Below are 26031 nucleotides of genomic sequence, written 5' to 3' on the forward strand. Positions count from 1 at the left end.
ACAGCCGCGGCTTTGGCAGCAAGTGAGCTGAGCCTATGCCTTTCCACGTCGTCTTGGTGGCTCCGGAGATCCCGGCCAACACGGGCAACATCGCCCGCACCTGTGCCGCTACCCGCACACCCCTCCACCTCGTGGATCCCTTGGGGTTTCGCCTCTCGGATCGCTACCTCAGGCGGGCGGGGCTAGACTACTGGGAGCACGTCCAACTGCATCGCTACCCCTCTTGGGGTGCCTTGGTGCAAGCCCACCCTGAGGCAAGATTTTGGTGCTTTAGCGTGCGCGGCAAGGCCCTCTACACCGAGGTGTCCTATCAACCCGGAGACTGGCTGGTGTTTGGCAGCGAAAGCCGGGGCTTGGATCCCATGTTCTTGGAAACCTATCCCAGCGTGCACATCCCCTTGAGCGGGCCAGTGCGCAGTCTTAACCTCAGCAATGCAGTCGCCATTGCCCTCTTTGAAGCCCTACGCCAACAGGGATTTCCCGCCTAAACTTGACAGCCCTACGCCTGCCGCAACAAGCTGCACCTGCTCCAACCCCTGGTTCACTAGCTGACGCAGCTCTAGTGACTGGACTTGGCAGCTGTTGCGTCCAGGAGCCCAGCTTTCTCGGTCAGCCCCTCCTTTGCTGAAGCCGGGTGCTCCTGGTCCTAGGCTAATTGCGTTAAAGTGGAAGCCCTCCTTGGCGAGGGCCGTTCCCCCAAGCCAAAGGCGCACCAAGTGTACCTATGTTTTCTCCATCTGTGGCACTTTCGCAACTACCGGGATCAAGGGATCCCCTTCGAGGCACCCAAGACCATCCTGGTGGGGGAAAACGCCCAGGGCAAGACGAACCTCTTGGAGGCAGTGGAGCTCTTGGCCACCTTGCGCTCGCGGCGGGCCGGTCGCGATCGGGAGATGGTGCAGCAGGGGGAAGAGAAGGCGCGGATTGCCGCCACCGTGGAGCGGCTAGGGGTAGCCCACGAGCTGGTGATGGAGCTACGCAGCCAAGGGGGTCGCTCCCTGAAGGTTAACGGCCAGGCGCTACGGCGACAATCTGAGTTCTTAGGGCAAGTGAATGCGGTGGTCTTCTCCAGCCTGGATCTGGAGCTGGTGCGAGGGGGGCCAGAGGCGCGGCGCAACTGGTTGGATGGGGTGTTGCTGCAGCTGGAGCCGGCCTACCTTGGCCTGGTGGAGCAGTATCGCCAGATCCTCAAGCAGCGCAATGCCCTCCTAAAACAGGATCCCGCTGCTGCCAGCGACAGGGACTTGCAGATGGCCTTCTGGGACGCTCAGCTAGCCACCAGTGGCAGTCGCATCATGCGCCGCCGCGCCCGGCTGTTGCAGCGTCTGGAGCCGCTAGCCGCCCACTGGCACCAAGTCATCAGCGGTGGTCGGGAGACTCTCAGCCTCGCCTACCGTCCGCAGGTGCCTTTGCTGGATCCCCAGGCCAATCCCGAAGGGGTTCAAGCCCAGTTGTTGGCGGAGATCCGTGCCAAGGCCGCTGCCGAACGGGCCCTGGGCACCTCTCTAGTCGGCCCTCACCGAGACGAGGTGGAGCTAAGCCTCGACGGACAGCTTGCCCGCGCCTACGGATCCCAGGGGCAACAGCGCACCTTGGTCTTGGCCCTCAAACTGGCGGAGCTGGAGCTGATCGAGCAGGTGAAGGGGGATCCGCCCTTGCTGCTGTTGGACGACGTGCTGGCAGAGCTGGACCTGCACCGCCAAAACCAGCTCTTGGAGGCTATTCAAGAGCGGGTGCAAACTTTGGTAACCACCACCCACCTGGGCTCCTTCGACGCCGCTTGGCTCAAGGGAGCGCAAATCCTGCAAGTGCACAAGGGGCAAATTTCTCCCTCCCCTTAGCTTAAAGCAGGCCGGCCGCGGTCCAGGCTGCGATACTGAATGGCTTCGGCGATGTGGGTGGGGGCAATGGCCTCGGCACCCTCTAGATCGGCGATGGTGCGGGCCACCTTGAGGATGCGGTCGCTCCCCCGGGCAGAGAGGCCCAGCTTTTGGATGGCGCTCTCGAGGAGCTTGCGACAGGGATCCGAGAGAGCACACCACTGCCGCAGGTGGCGGGGCTGCATCTGGGCGTTGCAGTGGATCCCGGGCTCGTCCTGGAAGCGCTGCCGTTGGCGCTGCCGCGCCTGTTCCACCCGCTGCCGCACCGCTTGGGACGACTCGCCGCCCTGAAGGCGGACAATTTCTTCCGGCTTGAGGCGGTTGACCCACACCTGCAAATCAATGCGATCTAGCAGGGGGCCGGAGAGCTTCGACCAGTAGCGCTCCCGCTGTTGCGGCGTGCAGGTGCAAGGCTGAACAGGATCCCCGTAGAAGCCGCAGGGACAGGGGTTGGTGGAGGCCACCAGGGTGGTTTGGGCGGGAAACTCCAGGGAAAGGCGGGCGCGGGAGATGGTAACCTTGCCGTCTTCCAGGGGCTGGCGCAGCACCTCCAAAACCTCGCGGCGGAATTCCGTCAGTTCGTCCAAGTACAAGACACCGTGGTGAGCCAGGGAAATCTCGCCAGGCTTGGGGTAGGGGCCACCGCCCACCAGCGCCACTGCCGAGGCCGAATGGTGGGGAGCACGGAAGGGCCGCTGGGTAATCAGGGGGGTTTGGCCTCCCAAGTGCAGGTTTTGCCGCAGCAGGCCAGCTGCTGAATAGATGCGGGTGATCTCCAACATTTCCTCCCACTGCAGCCGAGGCAAAATGCCGGGCAGACGACGCGCCAGCATGGTCTTGCCCGCTCCTGGGCTGCCCACCAGCAGCAGGTTGTGCCCGCCGGCTGCCGCAATCTCCAAGGCCCGTCGGGCCTGTTCTTGCCCCTTCACATCGGCCAAATCCAACAGGGGTTCTGGTTCAGTTGCTAGCAGCTGCTCCGGCTGGATCCGCAGCGGCTCAACCCCCTGGGGGTTTTGCAGCCAGCTCACCACCGCCGCTAAGGAGGGCAGCCCGTACACCTGGATCCCTTGCACCAAAGCCCCCTCTGGGCCATTCTCCTGGGGCACCACCAGGCGGCGGATCCCCATCTCAGCGGCACCGGCGGCAATGGGCAGGATTCCGGCCACGGGTCGCAAGGTGCCATCCAGGGCCAATTCCCCCACCAGCAGGGTGTTGGCCAGCGCTTCTTTCTCGATGACCCCGGCAGCAGCCAGAATGCCGATGGCGATGGGAAGATCAAAGCTGGGGCCCTCTTTGCGCAGATCGGCGGGAGCCAAGTTGACGATGATCCGCCGCTGCGGCAGGGCAAAGCCGGAGTTCTTGATGGCCGCCCGCACCCGCTCTTTGGCCTCCTGAACGGCTGTGTCTGGCAGCCCCACTAGGATAATCTGGGGCAAGCCACCGCCCACATCCACCTCCACGGTGACCCGCACGGCCTTGAGTCCCAGGAGAGCAGCAGCAGTGACCTGAGCAAACAAAGGCGTCGCCTCCTCCGGAAAGCTTTTCCACCGAATGATTGTCTCCCGACACCTATCCTGGAGGAAGTACATTGGCTTGTGCAGGCTTATTCCTGGGAAGCGGTGACTCTAGAGTTGACTGGGATCAGAGGCTACTGGGTCTGCTCAGCCGCCAAGCCACGGAGGGAAAGCCCCCATCTCTAGGAGGCTGGTGCCAGTGGTCTCTTCTGCTGCTGAACCCCCTTTTGAGCGTTTCTCCAGCTCTGGGCAAGAAGGCGCCCCAGCCTGGAAGGACCTGGAGGAGCAGGTGCAGGAGTTTGCCCGCTGCTACCGGGGGCAGGTGGCCCAGCTCAGCCCACCAGAGCTGGGGAAGGCGCTGCAAGTCTTGTCGCAGCTAACGCAAGCTCTGGCGGCTCAGCTTGCGGAGGGCAGGGAAGGGATCCCGGCTACCTCTGTTCAGATCCCAAGCTGGCGGGATCTGGAGCGGGCTATCTCCCTGCAAAGCCACTTGCTGTTTTTCTCTCTAGAGCTGCAGCCGCTGTTGGCTGGTTCCCCCGACGACTCTGCCGCCGAGTTGCCGCCAGAGGATGGGCGCTTGGATCTTTTAGCTGCTGCCCATGTCGAGCCGCGGCTACGCCCCTTTCGTCAGTTTCTGTGTGGCCTCCTCCACCAGCGGGGTCACCGACAGGCGGAGCCTCTAGAGCGCTTACTGCACCAGCAGCGCCTGGCTGGACGCTTGGCCTGGCGGCAGTTGTGGCAAGTCACCCTCAGCTCCCTCGGCGACCAGGGCCTGTTGCCTCCCCAACAGCAGTCAGCTAACACCCTCGCCCACCTCCAGAACCTGCAAACCCATCCCAGTGCCGAGGTTCGCTGGGCGGCCTACCAGCGCTTGTGCCACCATCTGGAAGCCCATGCGGAGCTGGGAGGGTTTATTCTCAGCATCCTGGTTCGCGACCACCTCTGGGAGGCCCAGTGGCGGGGCTACGATTCTGCTGCCGATCTTTACCTAGCTCGCCACGGCCTTGGCCAGGCCTTTTGGGAACATCTGCTGGACGGGATCCACGATCGCTTCGACCTGTTCCAGCGCTACTACCGCCTGAAAAGCCGCGCCATAGGACGCTCCATTCGCCTCTGCGACCTCTACGCACCCTGGGGGGAGCCTGTCCCACCTCTTGCTGCTGCCGAAGCCACCTCCCTGGTCTGGGCAGCCCTGCAAGAGTTCTGCCCTGAGTGCGCGGCCCACGCCAAACCCTGGCTACTGGAAGTCAGCTCCGAACGGGAGGCACCCCCTGGCGAGCCAGAGAGGCCATGGCCAGGAAGTGAACCCCTTGCCTCCCTGCTGCAAGCCCTTGAAGCCCTCAGCCGGCGGCTCCGGCCTGAGGGGCCTCGAGTTTGGCTGGATCTGGAGGAGCTGCAGGGATCTGTCCAGCCTTCCTGGGAAATTCGGGTGCATACCGCGTTTTTACAGCAGGTGCTGCTAGACTACCTGCTTGGAGCGGCACGGGGTACACCGGCACCATCCCCTCTTCGAAATCGTGCAAGCGGGCTGGAGGTCTTTACCTTGGCCCAGGCCCTCTTGATTCACCACCTGGAGGCACAGTTGCAGGCCGTGTTTTACCAGAGCCTGATTGCCCGGCTGGAGCTGCTCCTCTACCGCTTGGAGAACACCGCTCCACTAGCTTCCTCCAAGGCCAGCCCTACCTCCTGGGTCGGCGAAGAGTGGCTAAAGCTGATCCAGGAGCTGTGCGGCGATGCGGTGGAGCTGTTGCCGGAAGACCAGTTCTGCTGGGTGGGGATGCCGGAGCTGTTTCTGCGACCCTTCAGCGCTCCTCAGGTCAGCCTGGCCAGCCTAGTGGCCCTGGCCTGCCACCGCCAGTATCATCTGTCTCCGCGTACCTTTTTGCCCCGCTACCTAAATTGGCTGGCTAGCCCCCCTGGATCCCTGACTTGGGGAGAATCGGCCCAGTTGCTCCAGGTGGACTTGAGCGAGCCGGAGGAGGTGTTGCAGGGGTTGGAGGAACTGGAGCATTGGATCGAGGTGCTGGAAGAGCTGCTGGAAGAGAATCAAGACTAGGGGACTGCGGCCAGCTGGCCTTTGGCGTAGCCGGAAGGAGCTCCTTGCAGAGGGGGAGGGAGCACCTCAAAGCCCGCCCCTTCCTCAAGTGGGCAGGAGGGAAATGGGGGCTGCTAAGCCAGTACGAGCCCTTCTTCCCCCGCGACTGGGGCACTTATCATGAGCCCTTTTTGGGTGGCGGGGCGGTGTTTTTCCACCTGGCCCAGGTTTACCCCGAGCGGGGTTTTGTGCTATCCGACATCAACGCTGACTTGGTCAACGCCTACTGCTGTGTGAGGGATCGGGTGGAGGAGGTGGTGGCACTGCTAGCCTACCACCAGGCCCACCACAGCCGCGACTACTACTACGCCCTGCGGGCATCCAAGCCAGTTGACCCTGTCCAGCGGGCGGCGCGGCTAATTTACCTCAACAAAACTTGCTACAACGGGCTTTACCGGGAAAACGCCAGCGGCGAGTTCAACGTACCCCTGGGCCGCTACCGCAACCCGCGCATCTGTGATGCCGACAACTTGCGGGCTGCTAGCCGTGTCCTGCAACGGGCCAAGATCTTGGTGCAGTCGTTTGAGCAGGTGTTGGAGCGGGCCCAGCCCGGCGATTTTGTCTATTTGGATCCGCCCTACTACCCGGTTTCAGAAACCAGCAGCTTTACCGCCTATAGTCAGTACGCCTTTGGCCAAGCGGAGCAGATCCGCTTGCGAGAAGTTTTTGGGATCCTGGCCGACCGAGGCGTGCAGGTGCTGCTGTCCAACTCAGATTGCCCTTTTGTGCGAGAGCTGTACAGGGGCTATCCTATCCACACCGTCGTGGCCAGCCGCGCCATCAACTGCCACGGCCGCAAGCGGGGTCCCGTCACCGAGGTGCTGGTCTTGTCAAGGTAGCCGGCCCTAGCTACTCGATCACCACACTCTTGGGCCCGCCATTGGGGCGCTCCTGGTTGAAATTGGCCAAAAAGGTATCCGGATCCCGGAGGCTGAAGACCAGCTTTTTGCAGGGTACTTGCAGCCCCAGCGGCCCTACCAAGGGAATGAAAAGCATCTTTTCCTGGAGCAGCGGAATGGCAATCACCCCCTGAGTGCTGGTTACCGCGCCAACCAGTCCCTGGAAATCGGTGCGCACGCCCAGGCCGTAGAACCAGGGCCAAGAGAAGCGCTCCCCGCGTCCCAACTCGCCTAGAGAAAAGGTTTCGTTGAACAAGTTGCCCGCCCGCACTACTAGCTTGTCCTGGAGCAGGTCAACGTAGGCCGACTCACTGCCTACCCCAAACAGCGCCAGGGGCAAACTTGCCAGGGGGTTGGAGTCAATGGCCATGTAATAGCGCATGGGAAATCTCCAAGGTCAGGAACAAAAAGCATGAGCCGCGGCCCCTAGCCTTGCAATTATAATCTCCGGCCTTGCCAGCTTGGCCAAAAGGGAACCCGTTCGCTAAGGCTCTGAGCGGCTATGATGGGTTGCTGGGAGCGGCCTTCTACACCCTTTGAGCTGGCCACTGCTGAGCCAGGAGAACTCATGGATCTGCGCCCCCTTGTCCGCCTAGTGCCCGATTTTCCCAAGCCCGGGATCCTCTTTCGCGACATAACCCCCTTGCTGCAGAATCCAGCGGGCTTTCGGGCCGCTATCGAACAGTTGGCCGCCGGCACTGCCACCATGGGATCCCTAGATTACGTGGTGGGCATTGAGTCGCGAGGGTTTATTTTGGGGGCTGCCTTGGCCCAACACCTGGGTTTGGGGTTTGTCCCCGTTCGCAAGCGCGGCAAACTGCCGCCGCCAGTGCTCAGCCAAACCTACACGCTGGAGTATGGCCAAGACGAGCTCCAACTACAAGCCCACGCCCTGCGCCCTGGCAATCGGGTGGTGATTGTCGATGACGTCTTGGCAACTGGCGGCACCGCCGCTGCCACAGCTGAACTGGTGGCTCAGAGTGGCGCCCAGGTAGGCGGGTTTGCTTTTCTAATCGAGCTAGCTTTCTTCTCGGGCCGCAAGCTTCTTCCTCCACAAATCCCAACCCACGTGCTGATGGTGGAAGACTCCAACTGAGGGATTTGCCCCTCACCGCAGGCGTAGCGGCTGGCGAACGGCTACTTCTGTTGCCTTAGCTTTGGGCAGAGGTTGAGTCAAGGGGCTGAGCTGAGCCTGGGCCTGCAGTTGCTCCTCAATCCAGTCGGCCAGCTCCAGCATGTAGAGGGCCACGTGGGGGGCGTAGTCGCGCCGCAGCGGCTCTACCCCTTTTTCGGCCAGGCGGGCCAGGATGACCGGATCGCTTAGCTCTTCCAGGGCGGCAAAGTCTTCTGGCTGGTCAAACCCCAGCTCTGCCATCTTTTCAAACACATATCCCAGCCGTAGGCCCGTAGCCTCGCAGTGGGAAGGATCCCTCGCGACATAGGCAGCGGTGCGGTAGGCCGTTTGGGCAATGGAGCGCCAGGTGCCGCGGTGGATGTGCAGGCTAAGCTGCTGCTGATCCCAGCCCAGGGCTTCCCGCACCAAAAGGCCACAATTGCAGCGGGTGCTATCCCGCCAGCAGTACTCGCGATCCCAAAAACCCCAGTGCTGAGCTTGCAGGCGATCGGCGGTGCGGCGCAAGAGGGCTGCCAGCTCCGGTGTAGGACGCATTGGTCAAGGCGGCAGACGGGATCCCCTCCAGTCTAGGCAGGCAGGCGGCTGGGAACAAGCCGAGCTTAATCCTTTTTTGAGTTGATTGGCTCTGCTTGAACTTCGGAATCCTCAGAAGACTGTTGCCGCTGGCGATGCCGTTGCCAAGCTCCCCAAGCCACCCCCGCCAACACCAGCGAGGCCCCGCCCAGATAGGTGCCCCCTGCTGGCAAGCCCGCCAAGGCCAGGGCCAGGGATCCCCCCCAGAGGGTCATGGCGTAAATCAGCAGCACCGAATGCCGCTGGGACAGGCCAGCCTTGAGCAGGCGATGGTGCAAGTGGCCCTTGTCGGGATGGAAAGGGGATTTGCCTCTGGCCAAGCGCTTGAGGATCACAGCAGACATATCCAGAATCGGCACGGCCAGGATAAAAAACGGCAGGGCCACCGCCAGGGTAGTCACCCCCTTGGCCACCCCAATGACCCCGATCCCGGCCAGGGTAAAGCCGAGAAAGTAGGCTCCCCCATCCCCCATGAAGATCTGCGCCGGGTTAAAGTTGTAGCGCAAAAACCCCAGACAAGCCCCCCCTAAGGCTGCCGCCAGCATGGCTGCCGCCGGCCGATCCAAGAGCAGGGTTACCATCAGCATCACGACTGCCGCGATCCCCGACACCCCTGCCGCCAAGCCATCCAGCCCGTCCATAAAGTTGATGGCATTGGCCATCCCCACCAGCCACAGCAAGGTAATCACTAGGCTCAGCCATGCAGGGAACGGCCAGATGCCGATCCGCGGCAGGTTGATAAATTCGATGCGCACCCCCACTCCCCAAGCCGCCGCAGCCACTCCAAATTGCATCGCCAGGCGCGAAAAAGGCGACAACTGAAACAGATCATCCGCCAAGCCAATTAGGAAAAACAAAACGCCGCCAATCGTCACCCCCCAGATCTCGTACTCCTGCTCGGGGCGCAGGCCGGCAAAGGCTCCGGCTCCCCAAAGCACAAGCAGCGCCACCAGGTTGCCGAAAAAGATGGAGACCCCCCCCAGGCGCACCATCGGCTGCCGGTGGATCTTGCGCTCGTCAGGAAAATCCAACTGGCCGCTGCGGATCCCGACCGCCTTCACCACCGGGGTTGCCCACAAGACCACACAGGCAGCAGCGAGAAAGGCAACCAAGTAGGGCATGGCAGGCCGTAGCGAGGATGGCGGTTATCCCAAGTGAGGGTAGAGCGGAAAACGGCGGCAGAGCTGAGCAACCCGCTGACGACAGTCTTCAAGAACGCCTGGATCCTCCGGTCGGAACAGGCAATCGGCAATGATCTCCCCGATTTCCTCGAATTCTGCCGGCCCTAGGCCGCGGGTGGTCAAGGCCGGGGATCCCAGACGCAGGCCGCTGGCCACAAGGGGCGGCTGCGGATCGAAGGGGATGGCGTTTTTGTTGGCGGTGATGTGGATCTCGTCCATCAGGCGATCCGCCCGCTTGCCCGTCATCACGGGATCCGCCGCCCCGTTTTTCTCCAGCACCGCCGAGACCGAGCGCAGGTCCAACAACATCAGGTGGTTGTCGGTGCCCCCCGAAACCAAGCGGATGCCACGCCGCTGCAGAGTCGCCGCCAGCGCCTGGGCATTGGCGATTACCTGGGCTGAGTACTGGGCAAAGCTGGGCTGCAGCGCTTCCCCAAAGGCCACCGCCTTGCCGGCAATGACATGCTCTAGCGGCCCACCCTGGCTGCCGGGGAACACCGCCTTGTCCAGCTTTTTGCCCAGTTCCGGGTCGCGGGTGAGAATCAGGCCCCCGCGTGGCCCCCGCAGCGTCTTGTGGGTAGTGGTAGTTACCACATCGCAGATGGGCACGGGGTTGGGGTGGTGCCCAGTGGCCACCAGGCCGGCAATGTGGGCGATATCTGCCATCAGATAGGCCCCCACCTCGTCGGCAATAGCACGGAAAGCGGCAAAGTCAATGACCCGAGGATAGGCCGAATAGCCGCAGATGATGAGCTTGGGCCGGTGCTGCAGGGCCAGATCCCGCACCTGGTCAAAATCGATTCGCTCCGTCTTGGGATCCACCCCATAGTGCACCACGCGGAACCACTTGCCGGAGACATTGACTGGCGAGCCATGGGTAAGGTGGCCACCGTGGGCGAGATCCATGCCCATGATCGTGTCTCCCGGCTGCAGCAGGGCCAGGAAAACGGCAAAGTTGGCCTGGGCGCCGGAGTGTGGCTGCACATTGGCGTGGGCTGCTCCAAACAGTTGCTTGGCGCGGTCGATGGCCAGTTGTTCGATCTCGTCGATAAACTCGCAGCCACCGTAGTAGCGCTTGCCGGGCAGCCCTTCGGCGTACTTGTTGGTGAGCACCGATCCCTGGGCCGCCAGGACAGCCGGCGAGGTGAAGTTCTCGCTGGCGATCATCTCCAGGTGATCCCGCTGCCGGTTCAGCTCCTGCTGAATCAGGCGGTAAACGAGGGGATCCGTTTCCGCCAGGATGGCCAGGTTGTCCCGGGGGGTGGTCAAGCTTTGGGGAGCGGCTACCATGGTGACGCCAAAAGCAAACGTTGCCGACAAAAAAAGCCCAGCAGCGCCCTGCCGTCGCAACAGTCCTACGGAGCAACATCGTAACACAGGGGGGCTAGGCCAGGGGATCCCCAGGGGCCAGAGGAGGCTTTGTAAAGAATGTTTTTCGGCCCTGGGTCTGGCCGCCGGCCAAGGTAAAGTGGGGGGCAGGGTTTTAGGGAGTTGGCTATGACCGACGCACAGGTTTTCACCATCCTGGCCATTGCCCTAGTGCCGGCAGTGATGGCCGTGCTCCTGGGATCCGCCCTGGCTCGCAGCTAGTTTCTAGCAAAAGGCTGCTCTGCGGGACCTACCCCTGGGTAGGTCCTTATTTAGTGGTCAAACGGGTGAGTGTTGCTATTGGCTAAAGTTGGGTAAGAGACACTACCGGTAGCCAGCCCGGAAGCAACTTGAGCCAGGTGGATCTCCAGCGAGTTCAGCGCGCCCTTTCCCTAGAAGCAGAGGTGGGGTTTACCGACCTGCGAGGGAGAGAGCAAACCTTTTCCCAGTTTTTGCAAAGCATCTTTGGTCAAGATCCGCCTTCCCACTGGAGCCTGGATGGGGATGACCGACGGCGCTGGCGGGAGCTGGGATCCCGCTATCGCCTCTACCCCCAGCTAGAGCTGTCGGAGCGGCAGCACCTGGTGGCAGAAACCCGTCGCTGGCTGGAGCGTCTCCGGCGGCAGCAAGAACAAGCCCACTCCGCCCCACCCAGCCCTGCTTTGCCCCCGCCCAAGGGCCTCAGCTTGGAGCAGCCTCTGCAATTTCTCAAAGGCATTGGCCCCAAGTCAGCGGAGAAGCTGGCGCAACTGGGCCTGCATACTGTGCGCGATGCCCTCTACTACTTCCCACGGGATCACCTGGACTATTCTCGCCGGGTGCCCATTCGCCAGGCCAAGGTGGGGGAGACGGTCACCCTGGTGGGGACGGTGAAAAGCTGCAGCTGCTTCACCAGCCCCAAGAACCCCTTGCTGACCATCTTGAACCTCAAGATTGCCGACAAAAGCGGCATAGTCACCCTCAGCCGCTTCTACAGCGGGCGGCAATTTGCCCAGCGCAGTTGGCAGGCAGCCCTAGAGCGGCAATACCCCAAGGGAGCAGTGGTGGCGGCCAGTGGCTTGGTGAAGAAAGGCCGCTTTGGCCTGACGCTGGATAACCCGCAACTGGAGGTGCTGGGGGGAGAGGGCGAGGATCCGGACAAGCTGGGCAAGATCCTGCCCGTTTACCCGCTCTCAGAAGGGATCCCCGCCGATCTGGTGCGCAAGGCCGTCCAGCTTGCCCTGCCAGCAGCCGCCTTGGTGGAGGATCCCTTGCCAGAGAACCTAAAGCGGCAGTTGCAGCTTTTGGACTTGCCCCTTGCCCTGCAGCAGATTCACTTTCCTGAAACGCGAGAGCTGCTGGCCCAAGCCCGGCGGCGGCTGGTGTTCGACGAGTTTTTCTATCTGCAACTTAGCCTCTTGCAGCGGCGGCAGCGCTACCGCGCCCAAGCTCAGGCTGTACCTCGCTACCAGCCGGCCAGAGGGGAGCTCTTGGATCGCTTCTACCAAATCCTGCCCTTCCAGCTTACTGCGGCCCAGCAGCGGGCCATTGATGAGATCCTGGCGGATCTGCGGGATCCCTTGCCCATGAACCGCCTGCTGCAGGGGGACGTGGGATCCGGCAAAACGGTGGTGGCGGTGGCGGCCTTGCTGGCAGCCATTCAATCCGGCTGGCAGGCGGCCCTCATGGCTCCCACCGAAGTCCTGGCCGAGCAACACTACCGCAAGCTGGTGGAGTGGCTCAGCCAACTGCAAGTGCCCGTTGAACTCTTGACTGGCTCCACACCCCCCGCCAAGCGGCGCGAGATCCTGCGGCAGTTGCAAACCGGGGAGCTGCCCCTGGTAGTCGGCACCCATGCCCTCATCCAGCCGGCGGTGCAGTTTCGCAACCTGGGCTTAGTAGTCATCGACGAGCAGCACCGTTTTGGGGTAGAGCAGCGGGCTGCCCTGCAACAAAAAGGGGATCACCCCGATGTCCTGACCATGACAGCCACGCCCATCCCCCGCACCCTCACCCTGGCCCTGCACGGGGATCTGGACGTAACCCAGATTGACGAGTTGCCCCCGGGGCGCAAGCCGGTGCATACGGTGGTAGCTCGACCGGGGGATCGCCTGCAGGTGGTGCGGCTTATCGAGCGGGAAATTGCCCAGGGACGGCAGGCCTACGTGGTGCTGCCTTTGATTGAGGAGTCGGAGAAGCTGGATCTCAAGTCAGCCATTGAAGAGCACCAGCGCCTGCAGGAGAAAGTCTTCCCCCAGTTCCGGGTGGGCCTGCTGCACGGGCGCCTGAGCAGCAGCGAGAAAGAGGCGGTTATCGAGGCCTTTCGCCGGCGGGAGCTGGATATCCTTGTCTCCACCACGGTGGTGGAGGTGGGGGTGGATGTGCCCAACGCCTCGGTGATGCTGGTAGAGCATGCCGAGCGCTTTGGCCTCTCCCAGCTCCACCAACTGCGGGGACGGGTGGGGCGGGGCTCCGACCAGGCCTATTGCATCCTCATGACCTCCTCCGAAAGCGAAGAGGCCCTGCGCCGCCTCAAAGTCCTGGAGCAGTCCCACGACGGCTTTTTCATTGCCGAGATGGACCTGCGCTTCCGGGGCCCAGGGGAAGTGATGGGCACCCGCCAGTCGGGGCTGCCCGACTTTGCCCTGGCCAGCCTCATGGACGACCAAGAGGTGCTGCAGTTGGCCCGCCAGGCGGCAGAGCAGCTGATTGCCCAAGACCCTGAGCTGCAGCAGTGGCCCCGCCTGCGCCACATACTGGAAGAACGCCAGGCCCGCCTTCTAGGGCCAGCTTTGTTGACTTAGCCTTGGTGCCTATGCCCCCTACCCCTGAAGAGCTGAAGCTCCACGGCCTCTCTTCCCAGGAGTATCAACAGATCCAACAGCAACTGGGCCGGGATCCCAACCCCACCGAGCTGGCCATGTTTGGGGTGATGTGGTCGGAGCACTGCTGCTACAAGAACTCTCGCCCTCTGCTGAAAAACTTTCCCACTGCGGGCGAGCGGGTGGTGGTAGGGCCGGGGGAAAATGCCGGCGTGGTGGACTTGGGGGATGGGGACTGGCTGGCCTTTAAGATCGAGTCCCACAACCACCCTTCAGCCGTGGAGCCCTTCCAGGGGGCGGCCACCGGCGTGGGGGGCATCCTACGCGATATCTTTACCCTGGGCGCCCGCCCCATTGCCCTGCTCAACTCCCTGCGCTTTGGGCCGCTGACGGATCCCCGCAACCGCCGCTTGATGGCCAGAGTGGTGGAGGGGATCGCCCACTACGGCAACTGCGTGGGAGTGCCCACGGTGGGGGGGGAAGTGGCCGTGGATCCCTGCTACAGCGGCAACCCTCTGGTCAACGTCATGGCTTTGGGGCTTTTGGAGACGCCAGCGGTGGTGAAGTCGGCAGCGCAGGGGGTGGGCAACCCTGTCTTGTATGTCGGCGCCACCACCGGGCGGGATGGGATCCGCGGGGCCAGCTTTGCCAGCGCCGAGCTGAAAGAAGATGCGCACCAAGACCGGCCAGCCGTGCAGGTGGGGGATCCCTTCCTCGGCAAATGTCTCATCGAGGCCTGCCTGGAAGCCTTTGCCACAGGAGCAGTGGTGGCCGCGCAGGACATGGGCGCTGCCGGGATCACCTGCTCCACCGCGGAGATGGCGGCCAAGGGAGGGGTGGGGATCCGCTTCGACCTCGACCGGGTGCCGGCCCGGGAAAGCGGCATGGAAGCTTGGGAATACCTCCTTTCGGAGTCCCAAGAGCGGATGCTGCTGGTGGTGCAGAAAGGCCGGGAAGCAGAGGTCATAGAGATCTTCCACCGCTGGGGCCTGCAGGCCAGCGTGGCTGGGGAAGTCATTGCCGAGCCGCTGGTGGAGATCTGGCACCAGGGATCCTGCGTGGTGCGAGTGCCGGCGCGGGCCTTGGCGGAGGATACCCCTGTATACGTCCGTCCCGTGTTGCCAGAGCCGCCAGAGTATGTGCAGGCAGCCTGGCAATGGGATCCCAGTACCCTTCCCCCCTGCGACCGGCAAGGGATCCACCTACCCCAGAAAACGCTGGCGTGGGAGCAGGTGCTGCTACAGCTTTTGGCAAGCCCCACCCTGGCCAGCAAAGCCTGGATCTATCGCCAGTACGACCACCAGGTGCAAAACAACACCGTCCTTTGGCCGGGACAGGGAGATGCGGCGGTCATCCGCATCCGCCCCCAAAAATTTGGCGTAGGCGAGGTGCCACCCCTGCAGGCTTCCCGCAAGGCGATTGCCGCCACCGTAGACGGCAATGGTCGCTGGGTGTACCTGGATCCCTATGAGGGGGCCAAAGCTGCGGTGGCCGAAGCCGCCCGCAACCTCTCCTGCGTGGGGGCAGATCCCTTGGCCGTAACCGACAACCTTAACTTCGGCAACCCGGAAAATCCGGTGGTGTACTGGCAGTTGGCCCTGGCCTGTCGGGGGATTGGGGATGCCTGCCGCACCCTGGGCACGCCGGTAACCGGGGGGAACGTCTCCCTCTACAACGAGAAGGGATCCCAGGCCATCTACCCCACCCCTGTCATCGGCATGGTGGGTCTCATTTCGGACTTGAAATTCATCTGTGGCCAGGGGTGGCAGCAAGAAGGGGATCTCATCTACCTCTTGGGATCCCAGGCCGTCACCAGCCTGGGGGGGAGTGAGTACTTGGCGGTCATTTACCAGAAAGTTACAGGCCGGCCCGCGCCGGTGGATCTGGAACTGGAAAGGCAGGTGCAAGCGGCCTGCCGCCACGGCATTCGGCAGGGGTGGGTGCGCTCTGCCCACGACTGCAGTGAGGGGGGACTAGCCGTGGCGCTGGCGGAAGCCTGCCTCAGCGGCGGACGAGGAGCCAAGATCTGGATCCCCTCTCCGTCTACCCGTTGGGATCTAGCTCTCTTTGGCGAGGGATCCAGCCGCATCCTCGTTTCCGTCGATCCAGCCCAGCGCTCCCCTTGGGAAGCCTACCTAGAGTCGCAGCTTCCCCGCCAGTGGCAGCTTCTAGGAGAGGTGGGCGGGCCAGCGGATCCCATAGTGGTGACTACTGCAGAAGGGGATCCCGTGTTGTCGGTCTCTTTGGCAGCCATACAGGCCGCCTACTCCAGTGCCTTTGCCGACTAGCTGGATAGACTAGGCTGATTCGGACAAGTTGGCTTGGATCACCTCGCGGTAGTGGGACTTGGGCTTGACGCCCACCACCTGGGCCACCAGCTCCTTGTTTTTGAAAAACTGCACCGTTGGCGTACAGGTTACCCCGCCGGCCTCGGCAATCTCCGGCTCCTTCTCGATATCGATCTCCACCACGTGCAGCTTGTCGGCAAACTCTTCGATGACCTTGTTCAGGATTGGCTTGAGGGCATGGCAAGGGGTACAGGTGGGAGCCGTGTACTTGACCATCAGCAGGCGATTGCTCTCATGGTAAAGCCGCCGCAGGGCATAGCCCCCTTCATGGCAAGTCTGGTTGAAGTCGAGGTCATCTTGCACCTCCTGCTCAAAACCGGCCTCCTCAACAGCAGAGTCTCCCGTAGGCTCTACCTCGATAGCAGAAGCAGGTTCCGGCTGGCTCGGCGGGACAACGGGATATTCCTGAGCTAGACCTCGCTCCGAGAGCCAGCGCTCCGCCAGCATGGCCGCCATACAGCCGGTGCCGGCAGCGGTGATGGCCTGACGAAACTCGTGATCTTGCACGTCCCCAGCGGCAAATACCCCCTCCACACTGGTGGCTACAGAACCAGGGCGGGTGACAATGTAGCCAGCTTCATCCAGCTCCAGTTGCCCCTTGAACAAGTCCGTGTTGGGTTTGTGGCCAATGGCGTAGAATACCCCCCCTACCGCCATCTCCTGCAGCTCGCCGGTCTGGTTGTTGCGCACCCTCACGCCCGTCAGGCGCTGGCCGTCGCCCAGAACCTCTACCACCTCCGTGTGCCAGTGCACCGTAATCTTGGGGTGGTTGAGCACCCGCTCTTGCATGGCCTTGCTGGCCCGCATCTTGCCACTGCGCACCAGCATGTGGACATGGGATCCAAACTTAGTTAGGTAGGTGGCCTCCTCACAGGCGGTATCGCCACCGCCAATCACCACCAGTTCCACTCCCCTGAACATGGGCATGGCCCCATCGCAGACAGCACAGGCCGACATGCCCCGGTTCCAGTAGATCTCCTCTCCAGGCAGGTGCAGGCGCTTGGCCGTAGCCCCGGTGGCAATAATGAGGCTGTGGGTGCGCACTTCCCGTTCGTCAGAGCGGACTACAAAAGGCCGCTGGCTGAGATCCACAAAGGTGACATCCTCGGCGTACAGCTCCGCCCCCCACCGCTCTGCTTGAGCGCGCATGTTCTTCATCAGTTGGGGACCGCTGATGCCCTCGGGAAAGCCCGGAAAGTTCTCCACCTCGGTGGTGGTCATCAGTTGCCCACCCGGGATCCCGCCCACTTGAAACCCCTCGAACACCACCGGCTTTAGGTTGGCGCGCCCAGCGTAAATGGCTGCAGTCAACCCAGCAGGGCCCGAGCCAATAATGACCACATTCTCAACCCGACCTTGGTTTGTCATTGCTCTATCTCTCCTTCTGCAACGGAACTGCTAAGTCAAACTCGTAATGACTACGCTTTAGCCTAACACGATTCCGCCGCCTCAAGGAGGCCAGGGCTTGTCAGTTTCATTTTCGTTCTCCTGCAGACTGCCGGTGAGCTGCTCTTTGACGAAGGGAAGGCTGGAACCAGGTCATCTTTGTATCAGAAGATACAAAAAGCTGGTGTCGGCCTTTCTAGGATGGGTGAGCGCTTTCGGCCTGTCTTAGTTTCAACCGCAACCCAAGTCAAGTTAGGAGAAAGGCATGGCATCCACCCCACAAGAAGTGCTCCAAATGATCCACGACAACAATATCCAGATGGTGGATCTCAAGTTTGTGGATCTCTTTGGCACCTGGCAGCATGTCTCCTTCCACTCTTCAATGCTGACGGAGCAAGCTTTTAGCGAAGGGCTGCCCTTTGATGGCTCCAGCATCCGGGGCTGGAAATCCATCAACGAGTCGGACATGTACATGGTGCCAGACCCCAAAACGGCCTGGATCGACCCCTTTTTCCAAGTGCCTACCCTCAGCCTCATCTGCAACATCATTGAACCCCGCACCGGCCAGCCCTACAGCCGTTGTCCTCGGAGCCTAGCCATGCGGGCTGTGGCTTACCTGCAATCGACAGGCATTGCCGATACGGCTTACTTTGGGCCCGAGGCAGAGTTTTTCATCTTTGAAGATGTACGGTTTGACCAAACTCAGAACGCCGGCTACTACTTCGTCGATTCCATCGAGGGCCGCTGGAACTCAGGCCGGGAGGAGAAAGGGGGCAACCTGGGCTACAAGCCGCGCTACAAAGAAGGCTATTTCCCTGTGCCGCCCACCGATGCCCACCAAGACCTCCGCACCGAGATGTTGCTAACCATGGCCAAGTTGGGGGTGCCCATCGAAAAGCACCACCACGAGGTGGCCACTGGCGGGCAAGGAGAGCTGGGCTACCGCTTTGCCGACCTGCTCACCTCTGCCGACTACATGATGATTTACAAGTACGTGATCCGGAACGTGGCTCGCAAGCACGGCAAGACGGTGACGTTCATGCCCAAGCCCCTCTTCAACGACAACGGCAGCGGCATGCACACGCACCAGTCTCTCTGGAAAGACGGCCAGCCCCTCTTCTACCAAGAAGGCAACTACGCGGATCTCAGCGAGATAGCTCTCTACTACATCGGCGGCCTCCTCAAGCATGCACCAGCCCTTCTAGCTTTCACCAACCCCACCACCAACTCCTACAAGCGCCTGGTGCCTGGGTTTGAGGCGCCGGTAAACTTGGCCTACTCGCAGGGCAACCGCTCCGCAGCCATTCGGATTCCGGTAACGGGCAAAAACCCCAAGGCCAAGCGGCTGGAGTTTCGCTGCCCAGATGCCACCTGCAACCCTTACCTTGCCTTCTCGGCTATGCTGATGGCTGGCTTGGACGGGATCAAGAACAAGATCCACCCCGGCGAGCCTCTCGACAAAGACATCTACGATCTGGAGCCGGAGGAGCTAGCCAAGATCCCCTCCACGCCCGGATCCCTGCTGGATGCTTTGGAAAGCCTGCAGAAGGATCACGACTTCTTGTTGGAGGGGGGCGTCTTCACTGAGGATCTCATCGAGACCTACATCGAGTACAAGATCGACAACGAGATCAACCCCATTAACCTGCGGCCTCACCCCTACGAGTTTGCCCTCTATTTCGACGCCTAATCGAGGTTTTCATCTAAAGCATTAGTTCTCGACCAAGGCTTTTGAACAGGATCCCTTCTTGCTGGAGGGATCCCTTTTTTGTGCCTGCTATGGTACTCTGGGTGGGGGTGCTGAGTTTACAAACTCAGGGGGGTTTGGATGGAATGGCTTATAGCTCTTATTATTTGTTTAGGCCCTCTGGCGCTTATCTATCTGGGGCATACCTATCTAGAGAAGTGGCGTCGAAAAGCCTTGGAGCGGGTAGCCAGGAGGTTGGGAATGTCGTTCTCGGCGGAGCTACCCGAAGGGATCCGATCCCGCTTGCTTCAGGCTGGCTTTTTCCAACGAAGCGGCGCTCGTTTCTACAACTCGATGTTCAAACGACTGAACGATGGAACCGAAATCGCCATCTTTGACTACAGCTGGAAGGCTTCCAGAAGAAGAAGAGAGTATTACTTTTCTGTTTTCTGGGCCTATTGCGAAGACCTACGGCTACCTCGTTTTCGGCTGCACCCAGAAGTTCCCTTGTTCCACGACGTTGCTAAAGCTTTTGGCATGCAGGATATCAATTTCGAGAACCATCCCGACTTTTCTCGCCGCTACCTTTTGCGCGGAGAAGATGAGGCTAAGATTCGCCTGCGCTTCCATCCCAGTTTCCTCAACTTCTTGGAGCAGCATCCTCCTTGTTATGCGGAGGGATTCGGGCCGCAGCTTGTCATTTGGCGGGATTACCCACTGGTGACTCCAGAAAAAATGGCAGACTGGTTGCGCTTTGGGGAAGAATGGGTGCAGCGACTGCGGTTGCGTCGCGTTTAGGCTCCCTCGTCTTCGGCACTCAAGCAAGGCTGATCCCCAGGTATGATGGGGGAAAGAGTTTAAGAAACGTGAAGTGTCTCCGTTGTCCCAGGCAGTTGTTCTCGTGACAGGGGCCACAGGGGGAATTGGCAGTGCCCTTGTGCCTCTCCTGGCCCAGGCCGGAGCCCATCTAGTGCTGGCGGCGCGGCGAGAAGGGCCCCTGGCCACCTTAGCCGAGAAAGCAGTAGCTCTTGGGGCTGCTTCTGGAGTGGGGATCCCCACGGATGTAACCGACTACGCCCAGGTCGAGGCGCTGGTGACCCAAACGCTGCAGAGGCACGGGCGGATCGATGTGCTAATCAACCTCGCCGGTGCCGGCATCCTCAAACCTGCCCCGCAAATTACCCCCGCTGACCTGGAGCAGATGCTGGCGGTCAACCTCAAGGGCAGCTTCTACACCAGCCAACTGGTGGCCAACGCCATGCGGGAGCAGAAGTCCGGCCATATTCTCAACTTCCCCGGCATTCTGGGTCGCCACCCCATGGCCATGGCCTCGGCTTACTGTGCTGCCAAATTTGGCGTGGTCGGCTTTACCAAGTGCATGGCTGATGAGCTAAAGCGCTTTGGGGTGCGCTTTACCCTGTTTTACTTTGGCGGCATCGACTCGCCCTTCTGGGATCCCATCAGCCTCAAGGTGCAAAGGGACAAAATGCTCAGCCCCGCCACGGCTGCCGAGGCCATTCGCTTTGTCCTCACCCTGCCGGCCAATGCCGTGCCCAATGAGGTAGTGCTGCAGCCAGAGAGCCATCAGTTCCTCTAAAGCTTGCCAAGAGCACCTCCAGGCTAGAGGTGGGATCCCTGCTGGCTAACTTGGCAAGGCCCCTCTTGGCTAGGGGAGGGTTGGCCAAGCCAAGGGGCTGCTTGCGGCTATTTGGGCAGGGTGTTTGGCGCCACCGCCACCCGCATTCTGAAACGCCTCACCAGCTCTTTGATTTTGGTTGGGGAGCCCCTCTATGGCAGCTTGGATCCTGGGCTTCACCGACTAGCTCCCCAGCCAGTCCTTCCGGCAGCCTGCTGCTACAGCTCCTGCCGCGCTTCCAAGGCTCGGGCCAGGGTAACCTCGTCGGCATACTCCAACTCCGATCCCATGGGCAGGCCAAAAGCTAGACGAGTCATGCGCAGGTTGGGGGCAACCGGCTTCAGGTAATCTTTAACCACATGCATGGTGACCTCCCCCTCCACACTGGGGCTGAGGGCAAAAATGAGCTCCTGGGGCTTCTCCCGCGCCACCCGTGCCACCAGTTCGCGGATGCGCAACTGCTCAGCGCCGATCCCATTCATGGGCGAGATCAAGCCCCCCAATACGTGGTAGAGACCCTTAAACTCGCGCGTTCGCTCTACGGCAATGAGATCCCTGACATCGGCCACCACGCACCAGAGCAGGCGGTCCCGCTGGGGGGAGCGGCAGATCTCGCAGGGATCCTCTGCCGACCAGTTAAAGCAGATGGAGCAGTGCTTAACGGTTTGCTTGGCTTCCAGCAGGGCCTGGGCCAGGGCCTCGACCTCGTGGGCGGGCCTGTTGAGCAAGTGCAAGGCCAGCCGCTGAGCGGTTTTGGAGCCAATGCCGGGCAGGCGCTGCAGCTCCTCGATTAGGCGAGCCAAAGGGCGAGTGTACACAGGATTAGCCCAGCCCCGGCAGGCTGATACCCGCCGTCAGTTCCTCCATGCGTTTGCGCATCGTCTCAGCCGACTGGGTGTAGGCATTCACCATTGCCGTCAGCAGCAAGTCCTCCACCACATCCACTGGCTCCTGGAGGACTTGGGGATCTATGGACACCTTAAGGGGCTCCTGGTTGCCGTTGACCGTCACCTTCACCAAGCCATTGCCGGCCTCGCCAACAATTTCCATTTCTTCTAGCTCTTTTTGCAGCTTTTGGGCGCCGTCGCGCACCTCTTGAGCTTTTTTGAGGGCTTCCTGAATCTTGCCAAAGGGTCCAAAGCCTCGCGTCATGGGATCCTCGTAGTTGAGAGACTCTGCTGTTCTACTCTACTCCTTTCCTTCCGTTGGTAAAAGTACCTGCCCTTCCAGATTGGATCGGGCTTCTTTGTTGGGCTGCCATCTTCGGCTATCGTTGCAACGAGTGCAGTGGAAAAACTGGGATCCCTGCTGTGTTGTTACTGGAGTGTTCCCCCTTAAACCTTTCCCCGGCTGAGGCGCGGGAGAAATTGCTCTATTTGCTGGCACAGCTGGCCTACCGCGAGGGATCCTTTACCCTCACGTCCGGGCGGCAGAGCTCCTACTACATCAACTGCAAGCCGGTCACCCTCCACCCCCAGGGGGCCTACCTGGCCGGATCCTTGCTCCATCGGCTATTGCCCCCTGAAACAGCGGCGGTTGCTGGGATGACGCTGGGGGCAGATCCCCTGGTGACGGCAGTGAGCTTGGCTTCTCTTTATGCCCAGCCGGCTAACCTAGCAGCCCTGATTGTCCGCAAAGAGCCCAAGGCTCATGGCACCCAGGCCTGGATCGAGGGGCCAGAACTGCCAGCCGAGAGTCGAGTGTGGATCTTGGAGGATGTCGTCACTACGGGTGGCTCTGCCCTCAAGGTTGTAGAGCGGGTACGCGCGGCAGGCTATCGGGCAGAAGGAATCCTCGCCTTAGTCGACCGGCAGGAAGGGGCAGAAGCTCGCTTTTGCCAGATGGGGATTCCCTTTCGCCGCCTGTTTACTCTCGAAGAGGTGCGGGCTTGCCACCGGGCTGTCGGTCAAGGCTTGAGGAGCTAGCTTGGGCGTGCGGGGACTTTCCATCAAGCTGCAAAAGTGACAGCATAGGCGGTGGAATACCTTTTGGGCAAAAAGGCACAGCCATGCGCAGGGGCAGACTCAGTGGGATCCTCTTGCACCCCACTTCGCTGCCGGGATCCTTTGGCATTGGCGACCTGGGGCCGGCTGCTTATCGGTTTGTGGATTTTCTGGTAGAAAGCGGCCAGCGCCTCTGGCAGGTGCTGCCTCTGGGGCCCACTGGCTGGGGCAACTCCCCTTACATGAGCTTTTCTGCCATTGCCGGCAACCCGCTGCTGATTAGCCCGGAGCTACTGGTCGAAGCTGGCTGGCTGGAGGCCAACGCCTGGGAGGATCTGCCCCAGTGGCCGGCCATCCAGGCGGGGGATGCTGAGCGGGTGGACTACGGGATTGTCATCCCCTTCAAGCTGGGTCTTTTGCAGCGGGCCTGGGCCACCTTCAAGGAAAAGGCTAGCGCTGCTGACTGGGAAGCCTTTCACGCCTACTGTGCCGAGGAGGCGGATTGGCTACCGGACTACGCTCTCTTCATGGCTCTCAAAGAGGTGTATGGCGAGCAAGAGTGGACTCAGTGGCCTCCAGCCCTAGCCCAGCGGGATCCCCTTGCCCTCCAGGAGGCTCGCGACCGCTACGCCGACGCAGTTACCCGCCAGATGTTTTGGCAGTATCTGTTTGCCCAGCAGTGGAGATCCCTAAGGGAGTATGCCCACCAGCATCAAGTGCAGCTCATTGGCGATGTACCCATCTATGTTGCCGCCGACAGTGCTGACGTGTGGGCCAACCGGGAGCTGTTTCAGCTCGATGAAGAGGGGCGGCCCCTATGGGTAGCCGGCGTCCCCCCCGATTACTTCAGCCCCACTGGGCAACGCTGGGGCAACCCCCTCTACAACTGGGAGGTGCTTAAGGCTCGCGGCTACGACTGGTGGATCCGGCGCATCCAGGCCATCCTCAAGCAGGTGGACTATGTGCGCATTGACCACTTCCGCGGCTTCGAGAGCTACTGGGCTATTCCCAGCAAGGCAGAAACGGCGGTGGAAGGGGAGTGGCAAAAGGGACCGGGAGCGGATTTCTTTCAGGCGTTGGCCGACAAGCTGGGGGAAATTCCAATCATTGCCGAAGATCTAGGAGGAGAGATTACGCCAGAGGTGGTGCAACTGCGGGATCAATTCAGCCTGCCCGGCATGAAGGTCCTGCTATTTGCCTTTGGCGCCGGCCCCGACAACCCCCACCTGCCCCACAGCTACGAACGTAACTTCGTCGTCTACACGGGTACCCACGACAACAACACCATAGTGGGTTGGTTTGAGGATCCGGATCGCCCGGAGTGGGAGAAGCAGAACCTGCTGCGCTACCTGGGCTGCCAGGGATCCGCTGGCATCCACTGGGATCTCATCCGCCTAGCCCTTGCTTCCGTGGCCGATTTGGCCATTATTCCCCTCCAGGACGTCATGGGCTTGGGGGCAGAGGCGCGCATGAACTTTCCCGGCAGAGCCGAAAACAACTGGGCCTGGCGCTACCGCGAGGAGATGCTGCGCCCAGAGCTGGCCCAGCGGCTGGCCGAGATGAGCGTGACCTATGGACGCATCTCTCCCCATGATCTAGAACAACGGTGGGCGGCCCTGGCCCAGGAACGGGCGGCTGCAGCAGCCCCAAGAAGCCATTCCCAGGCAGGTTCTACTCAAGCGCTTGCGCCTTAGCCAGGAACTCAGCCACTGTCAGGGATCCCAGGTCTTTTCCGTGGCGCTGCCGCACGCTTACCGTGCCGGTTGCCTGTTCTTGTTCTCCCACAATAAGCATGAAGGGGATCTTGGCCTTCTCGGCATTGCGGATCTTTTTGGGCAGGCGCTCGCTGTCGGCATCGATGTGGACGCGGATCCCGTGCTCCCGCAGCTGATCCCGCACCTGGAGGGCGTAGCCCAGGTATTGGTCGGAAACGGGCAAAATGCGCACCTGTTCCGGCGCAAGCCAAAAGGGAAAATCCCCCGCGTACTCTTCGATGAGGATCCCGATGAGCCGCTCCAGCGAGCCAAAGGGAGCGCGGTGGATCATTACCGGCCGCTGCCGGGATCCGTCCTCGGCTACGTAGTACAAATCAAAGCGCTGCGGGTTTTGGTAGTCTACTTGCACCGTGCCCAACTGCCACTCCCGATCCAGCGCGTCGCGGAAGATAAAGTCCAGCTTCGGCCCGTAGAAAGCTGCCTCCCCGATCCCTTCAAAATAGGGCATCGACAACTTCTCCACAGCACGGCGAATGGCATTTTCAGCCATGTCCCATTCTTCCGGCGATCCCAGATACTTGTCAGACTTGGGATCGCGAAAGCTAAGGCGGGCACGGAAATTCTTGAGTTTGAGCTTGTCGAAGACTACCAGAATTAGATCCACAACATTGAGAAACTCCTCCTCCAACTGATCGGGCCGGACAAAGAGATGGGCGTCGTCCACCGTAAAGCCGCGAACGCGGGTCAGGCCCCCCAGTTCCCCCGACTGTTCGTAGCGATAGACGGTGCCGAATTCGGCATAGCGCAGCGGCAAGTCGCGGTAGGATCGCAGCTCCGATTTGTAGATCTGGATGTGAAAAGGACAGTTCATCGGCTTCATGACAAAGCCTTGCTCTGCCGCCCGCGCTTCCTCGCTTTCTGCCATCAGGGGAAACATGTCTTCCCGATACTTTTGCCAGTGGCCGGAGATCTTGAACAAATCCACGCGGGCAATGTGGGGGGTGACCACTGGCAAGTAGCCCCGCTTGAGCTGCTCTTGCTTGAGAAAATCCTCCAGCACCCAGCGCAGAAGGGTTCCCTTGGGAGTCCAAAGGGGCAAGCCCGGCCCCACCTCGTCGGAAAAGATAAATAGCCCCAGCTCCCTGCCCAGCTTGCGGTGATCCCGCTGCTTGGCCTCTTCCAGCCGCCGCTTGTATTCCTTTAGCTCCTCCGGCGTCTCCCAGGCCGTGCCGTAGATGCGCTGTAGCTGAGGCTTGGTTGCATCTCCCCGCCAGTAGGCGCCGGCCACGCTGAGCAGGTCAAAAGCCTTGGGGTTGAGCTCGTTGGTGTTTTCCACATGGGGGCCAGCACAGAGATCCCACCACTCGTCCCCCAGGTGGTAGATGGTGATTGGCTCGCCTTCGGGGATGCTCTCAAGGATCTCCAATTTGTAAGGTTCGCCGAGGGCCTCGATGCGGCGTCTAGCTTCTTCTCGAGTCACCTCCTCGCGGGTCACCGGCAAGCCTTTTTTGATAATGGCCTGCATCTCCTTTTTGATGCGCTCCAGATCTTCTGGCGTGAAGGGCTCGGGGTGGTCGAAATCGTAGTAGAAGCCGTAGTCGGTTGTCGGGCCGATGGCTACCTTCGCCTTGGGAAACAGCCTCTGCACCGCCATAGCCATCACATGGGAGGTGGTATGGCGAATGCGCTCCAGCTTGGGAGACTCCTGAGTACGCAGCAGCTTGAGAGGACTACTGGCCTGTTGAGGCGATTCGGCTGGTCGAGACATCGGAACCCGCGGTAACAACTTCGTACTTAATCTTAGGCTGAGGCAAGGGCAGCCCCAAGGAGGACAACCAACAGCTGGCTGGCTGAGATGCCCTTAAAGCCA

The 26031-nt window shown here is 61.2% G+C and carries 22 protein-coding genes; 13 read left to right on the forward strand and 9 right to left on the reverse strand.

Annotated features, from left to right (window positions below):
* The first annotated feature begins 35 nt into the window (after positions 1–35).
* Both NW806_RS10125 and recF read left to right on the forward strand, forming a co-directional pair.
* A complete protein-coding gene (locus NW806_RS10125; protein ID WP_414411007.1) occupies positions 36–488 on the forward strand; it encodes a tRNA (cytidine(34)-2'-O)-methyltransferase in 453 nt (150 codons plus the stop codon).
* Between the two features lie 228 nt (positions 489–716).
* Entirely contained in the window at positions 717–1841 is a 1125-nt protein-coding gene (gene recF, locus NW806_RS10130) for a DNA replication/repair protein RecF (RefSeq protein ID WP_414393779.1), read from the forward strand.
* Here recF and NW806_RS10135 read toward each other — a convergent pair.
* Positions 1838–3397: a YifB family Mg chelatase-like AAA ATPase gene (locus NW806_RS10135; protein WP_414411031.1), complete on the reverse strand. Its 1560-nt coding sequence runs from the start codon at positions 3395–3397 to the stop codon at positions 1838–1840. The two genes, recF and NW806_RS10135, sit on opposite strands and share 4 nt — an antisense overlap.
* Before the next feature lie 190 nt (positions 3398–3587).
* On the opposite strand from NW806_RS10135, the gene NW806_RS10140 reads away from it, so the two are divergent.
* Together NW806_RS10140 and NW806_RS10145 are read left to right on the forward strand one after the other, a co-directional pair.
* Entirely contained in the window at positions 3588–5450 is a 1863-nt protein-coding gene (locus NW806_RS10140) for a peptidase M3 (RefSeq protein WP_414411008.1), read from the forward strand.
* A gap of 44 nt (positions 5451–5494) precedes the next feature.
* Positions 5495–6328 carry a DNA adenine methylase gene (locus tag NW806_RS10145; protein ID WP_414411009.1) on the forward strand — a complete coding sequence of 278 codons (834 nt, stop codon included), beginning with the start codon at positions 5495–5497 and terminating at the stop codon, positions 6326–6328.
* 10 nt (positions 6329–6338) lie between these two features.
* On the opposite strand, the gene NW806_RS10150 is transcribed toward NW806_RS10145, so the two are convergent.
* The gene (locus NW806_RS10150) at positions 6339–6770 is read right to left on the reverse strand and encodes a hypothetical protein (protein ID WP_414411010.1); all 432 of its coding nucleotides are present in this window, start codon (positions 6768–6770) and stop codon (positions 6339–6341) included.
* Positions 6771–6956: 186 nt separating this feature from the next.
* Here NW806_RS10150 and NW806_RS10155 point away from each other — a divergent pair, with 186 nt between their 5' ends.
* Entirely contained in the window at positions 6957–7484 is a 528-nt protein-coding gene (locus tag NW806_RS10155; RefSeq protein WP_414411032.1) for an adenine phosphoribosyltransferase, read from the forward strand.
* A 12-nt stretch (positions 7485–7496) separates the two neighbouring features.
* Here NW806_RS10155 and NW806_RS10160 read toward each other — a convergent pair whose 3' ends face one another.
* The 3 genes from NW806_RS10160 to glyA all read right to left on the reverse strand — a co-directional run bounded on the left by NW806_RS10160 (position 7497) and on the right by glyA (position 10567).
* Entirely contained in the window at positions 7497–8057 is a 561-nt protein-coding gene (locus tag NW806_RS10160) for a hypothetical protein (RefSeq protein ID WP_414411011.1), read from the reverse strand.
* A 65-nt stretch (positions 8058–8122) separates the two neighbouring features.
* Entirely contained in the window at positions 8123–9217 is a 1095-nt protein-coding gene (locus tag NW806_RS10165) for a glycosyltransferase family 4 protein (protein WP_414411012.1), read from the reverse strand.
* Positions 9218–9241: 24 nt separating this feature from the next.
* Positions 9242–10567 (reverse strand): serine hydroxymethyltransferase, encoded by a 1326-nt coding sequence (glyA, locus tag NW806_RS10170; RefSeq protein ID WP_414411033.1) that lies wholly within the window; start codon positions 10565–10567, stop codon positions 9242–9244.
* 207 nt (positions 10568–10774) lie between these two features.
* On the opposite strand from glyA, the gene psaM reads away from it, so the two are divergent.
* The 3 genes from psaM (at position 10775) to purL (ending at position 15734) form a co-directional block, all read left to right on the forward strand.
* The gene (psaM, locus tag NW806_RS10175; protein ID WP_414332959.1) at positions 10775–10867 is read left to right on the forward strand and encodes a photosystem I reaction center subunit XII; all 93 of its coding nucleotides are present in this window, start codon (positions 10775–10777) and stop codon (positions 10865–10867) included.
* Positions 10868–11004: 137 nt separating this feature from the next.
* Positions 11005–13428 carry an ATP-dependent DNA helicase RecG gene (gene recG, locus NW806_RS10180; RefSeq protein WP_414411013.1) on the forward strand — a complete coding sequence of 808 codons (2424 nt, stop codon included), beginning with the start codon at positions 11005–11007 and terminating at the stop codon, positions 13426–13428.
* A gap of 11 nt (positions 13429–13439) precedes the next feature.
* Positions 13440–15734, forward strand: a complete 2295-nt coding sequence (gene purL / locus NW806_RS10185) for a phosphoribosylformylglycinamidine synthase subunit PurL (protein WP_414411014.1) — start codon at positions 13440–13442, stop codon at positions 15732–15734.
* Positions 15735–15743: 9 nt separating this feature from the next.
* On the opposite strand, the gene trxB is transcribed toward purL, so the two are convergent.
* Complete coding sequence (gene trxB, locus NW806_RS10190; RefSeq protein WP_414411015.1) at positions 15744–17162, reverse strand: thioredoxin-disulfide reductase; 1419 nt, start codon at positions 17160–17162, stop codon at positions 15744–15746.
* A 283-nt stretch (positions 17163–17445) separates the two neighbouring features.
* Here trxB and glnA point away from each other — a divergent pair, with 283 nt between their 5' ends.
* The 3 genes from glnA to NW806_RS10205 all read left to right on the forward strand — a co-directional run bounded on the left by glnA (position 17446) and on the right by NW806_RS10205 (position 20464).
* Entirely contained in the window at positions 17446–18870 is a 1425-nt protein-coding gene (gene glnA, locus NW806_RS10195; protein WP_414393151.1) for a type I glutamate--ammonia ligase, read from the forward strand.
* Positions 18871–19128: 258 nt separating this feature from the next.
* Positions 19129–19665: a hypothetical protein gene (locus tag NW806_RS10200; protein WP_414411016.1), complete on the forward strand. Its 537-nt coding sequence runs from the start codon at positions 19129–19131 to the stop codon at positions 19663–19665.
* A 73-nt stretch (positions 19666–19738) separates the two neighbouring features.
* Positions 19739–20464 (forward strand): SDR family oxidoreductase, encoded by a 726-nt coding sequence (locus NW806_RS10205; RefSeq protein WP_414411017.1) that lies wholly within the window; start codon positions 19739–19741, stop codon positions 20462–20464.
* A gap of 257 nt (positions 20465–20721) precedes the next feature.
* Here NW806_RS10205 and recR read toward each other — a convergent pair whose 3' ends face one another.
* The gene (gene recR / locus NW806_RS10210; RefSeq protein ID WP_414393157.1) at positions 20722–21321 is read right to left on the reverse strand and encodes a recombination mediator RecR; all 600 of its coding nucleotides are present in this window, start codon (positions 21319–21321) and stop codon (positions 20722–20724) included.
* Positions 21322–21325: 4 nt separating this feature from the next.
* Complete coding sequence (locus tag NW806_RS10215) at positions 21326–21655, reverse strand: YbaB/EbfC family nucleoid-associated protein (protein ID WP_414411018.1); 330 nt, start codon at positions 21653–21655, stop codon at positions 21326–21328.
* Between the two features lie 158 nt (positions 21656–21813).
* Between NW806_RS10215 and pyrE the strand changes: the two genes are divergently transcribed.
* Positions 21814–22428, forward strand: a complete 615-nt coding sequence (gene pyrE, locus NW806_RS10220) for an orotate phosphoribosyltransferase (protein WP_414405508.1) — start codon at positions 21814–21816, stop codon at positions 22426–22428.
* 83 nt (positions 22429–22511) lie between these two features.
* Positions 22512–24140, forward strand: a complete 1629-nt coding sequence (gene malQ / locus NW806_RS10225) for a 4-alpha-glucanotransferase (RefSeq protein WP_414411019.1) — start codon at positions 22512–22514, stop codon at positions 24138–24140.
* Here malQ and thrS read toward each other — a convergent pair.
* Positions 24118–25929: a threonine--tRNA ligase gene (gene thrS / locus NW806_RS10230; RefSeq protein WP_414411020.1), complete on the reverse strand. Its 1812-nt coding sequence runs from the start codon at positions 25927–25929 to the stop codon at positions 24118–24120. The two genes, malQ and thrS, sit on opposite strands and share 23 nt — an antisense overlap.
* Positions 25930–26031 lie beyond the last annotated feature (102 nt).

The sequence above is a fragment of the Synechococcus sp. W65.1 genome (assembly GCF_047461615.1).
Classification (GTDB): domain Bacteria; phylum Cyanobacteriota; class Cyanobacteriia; order Thermostichales; family Thermostichaceae; genus Thermostichus.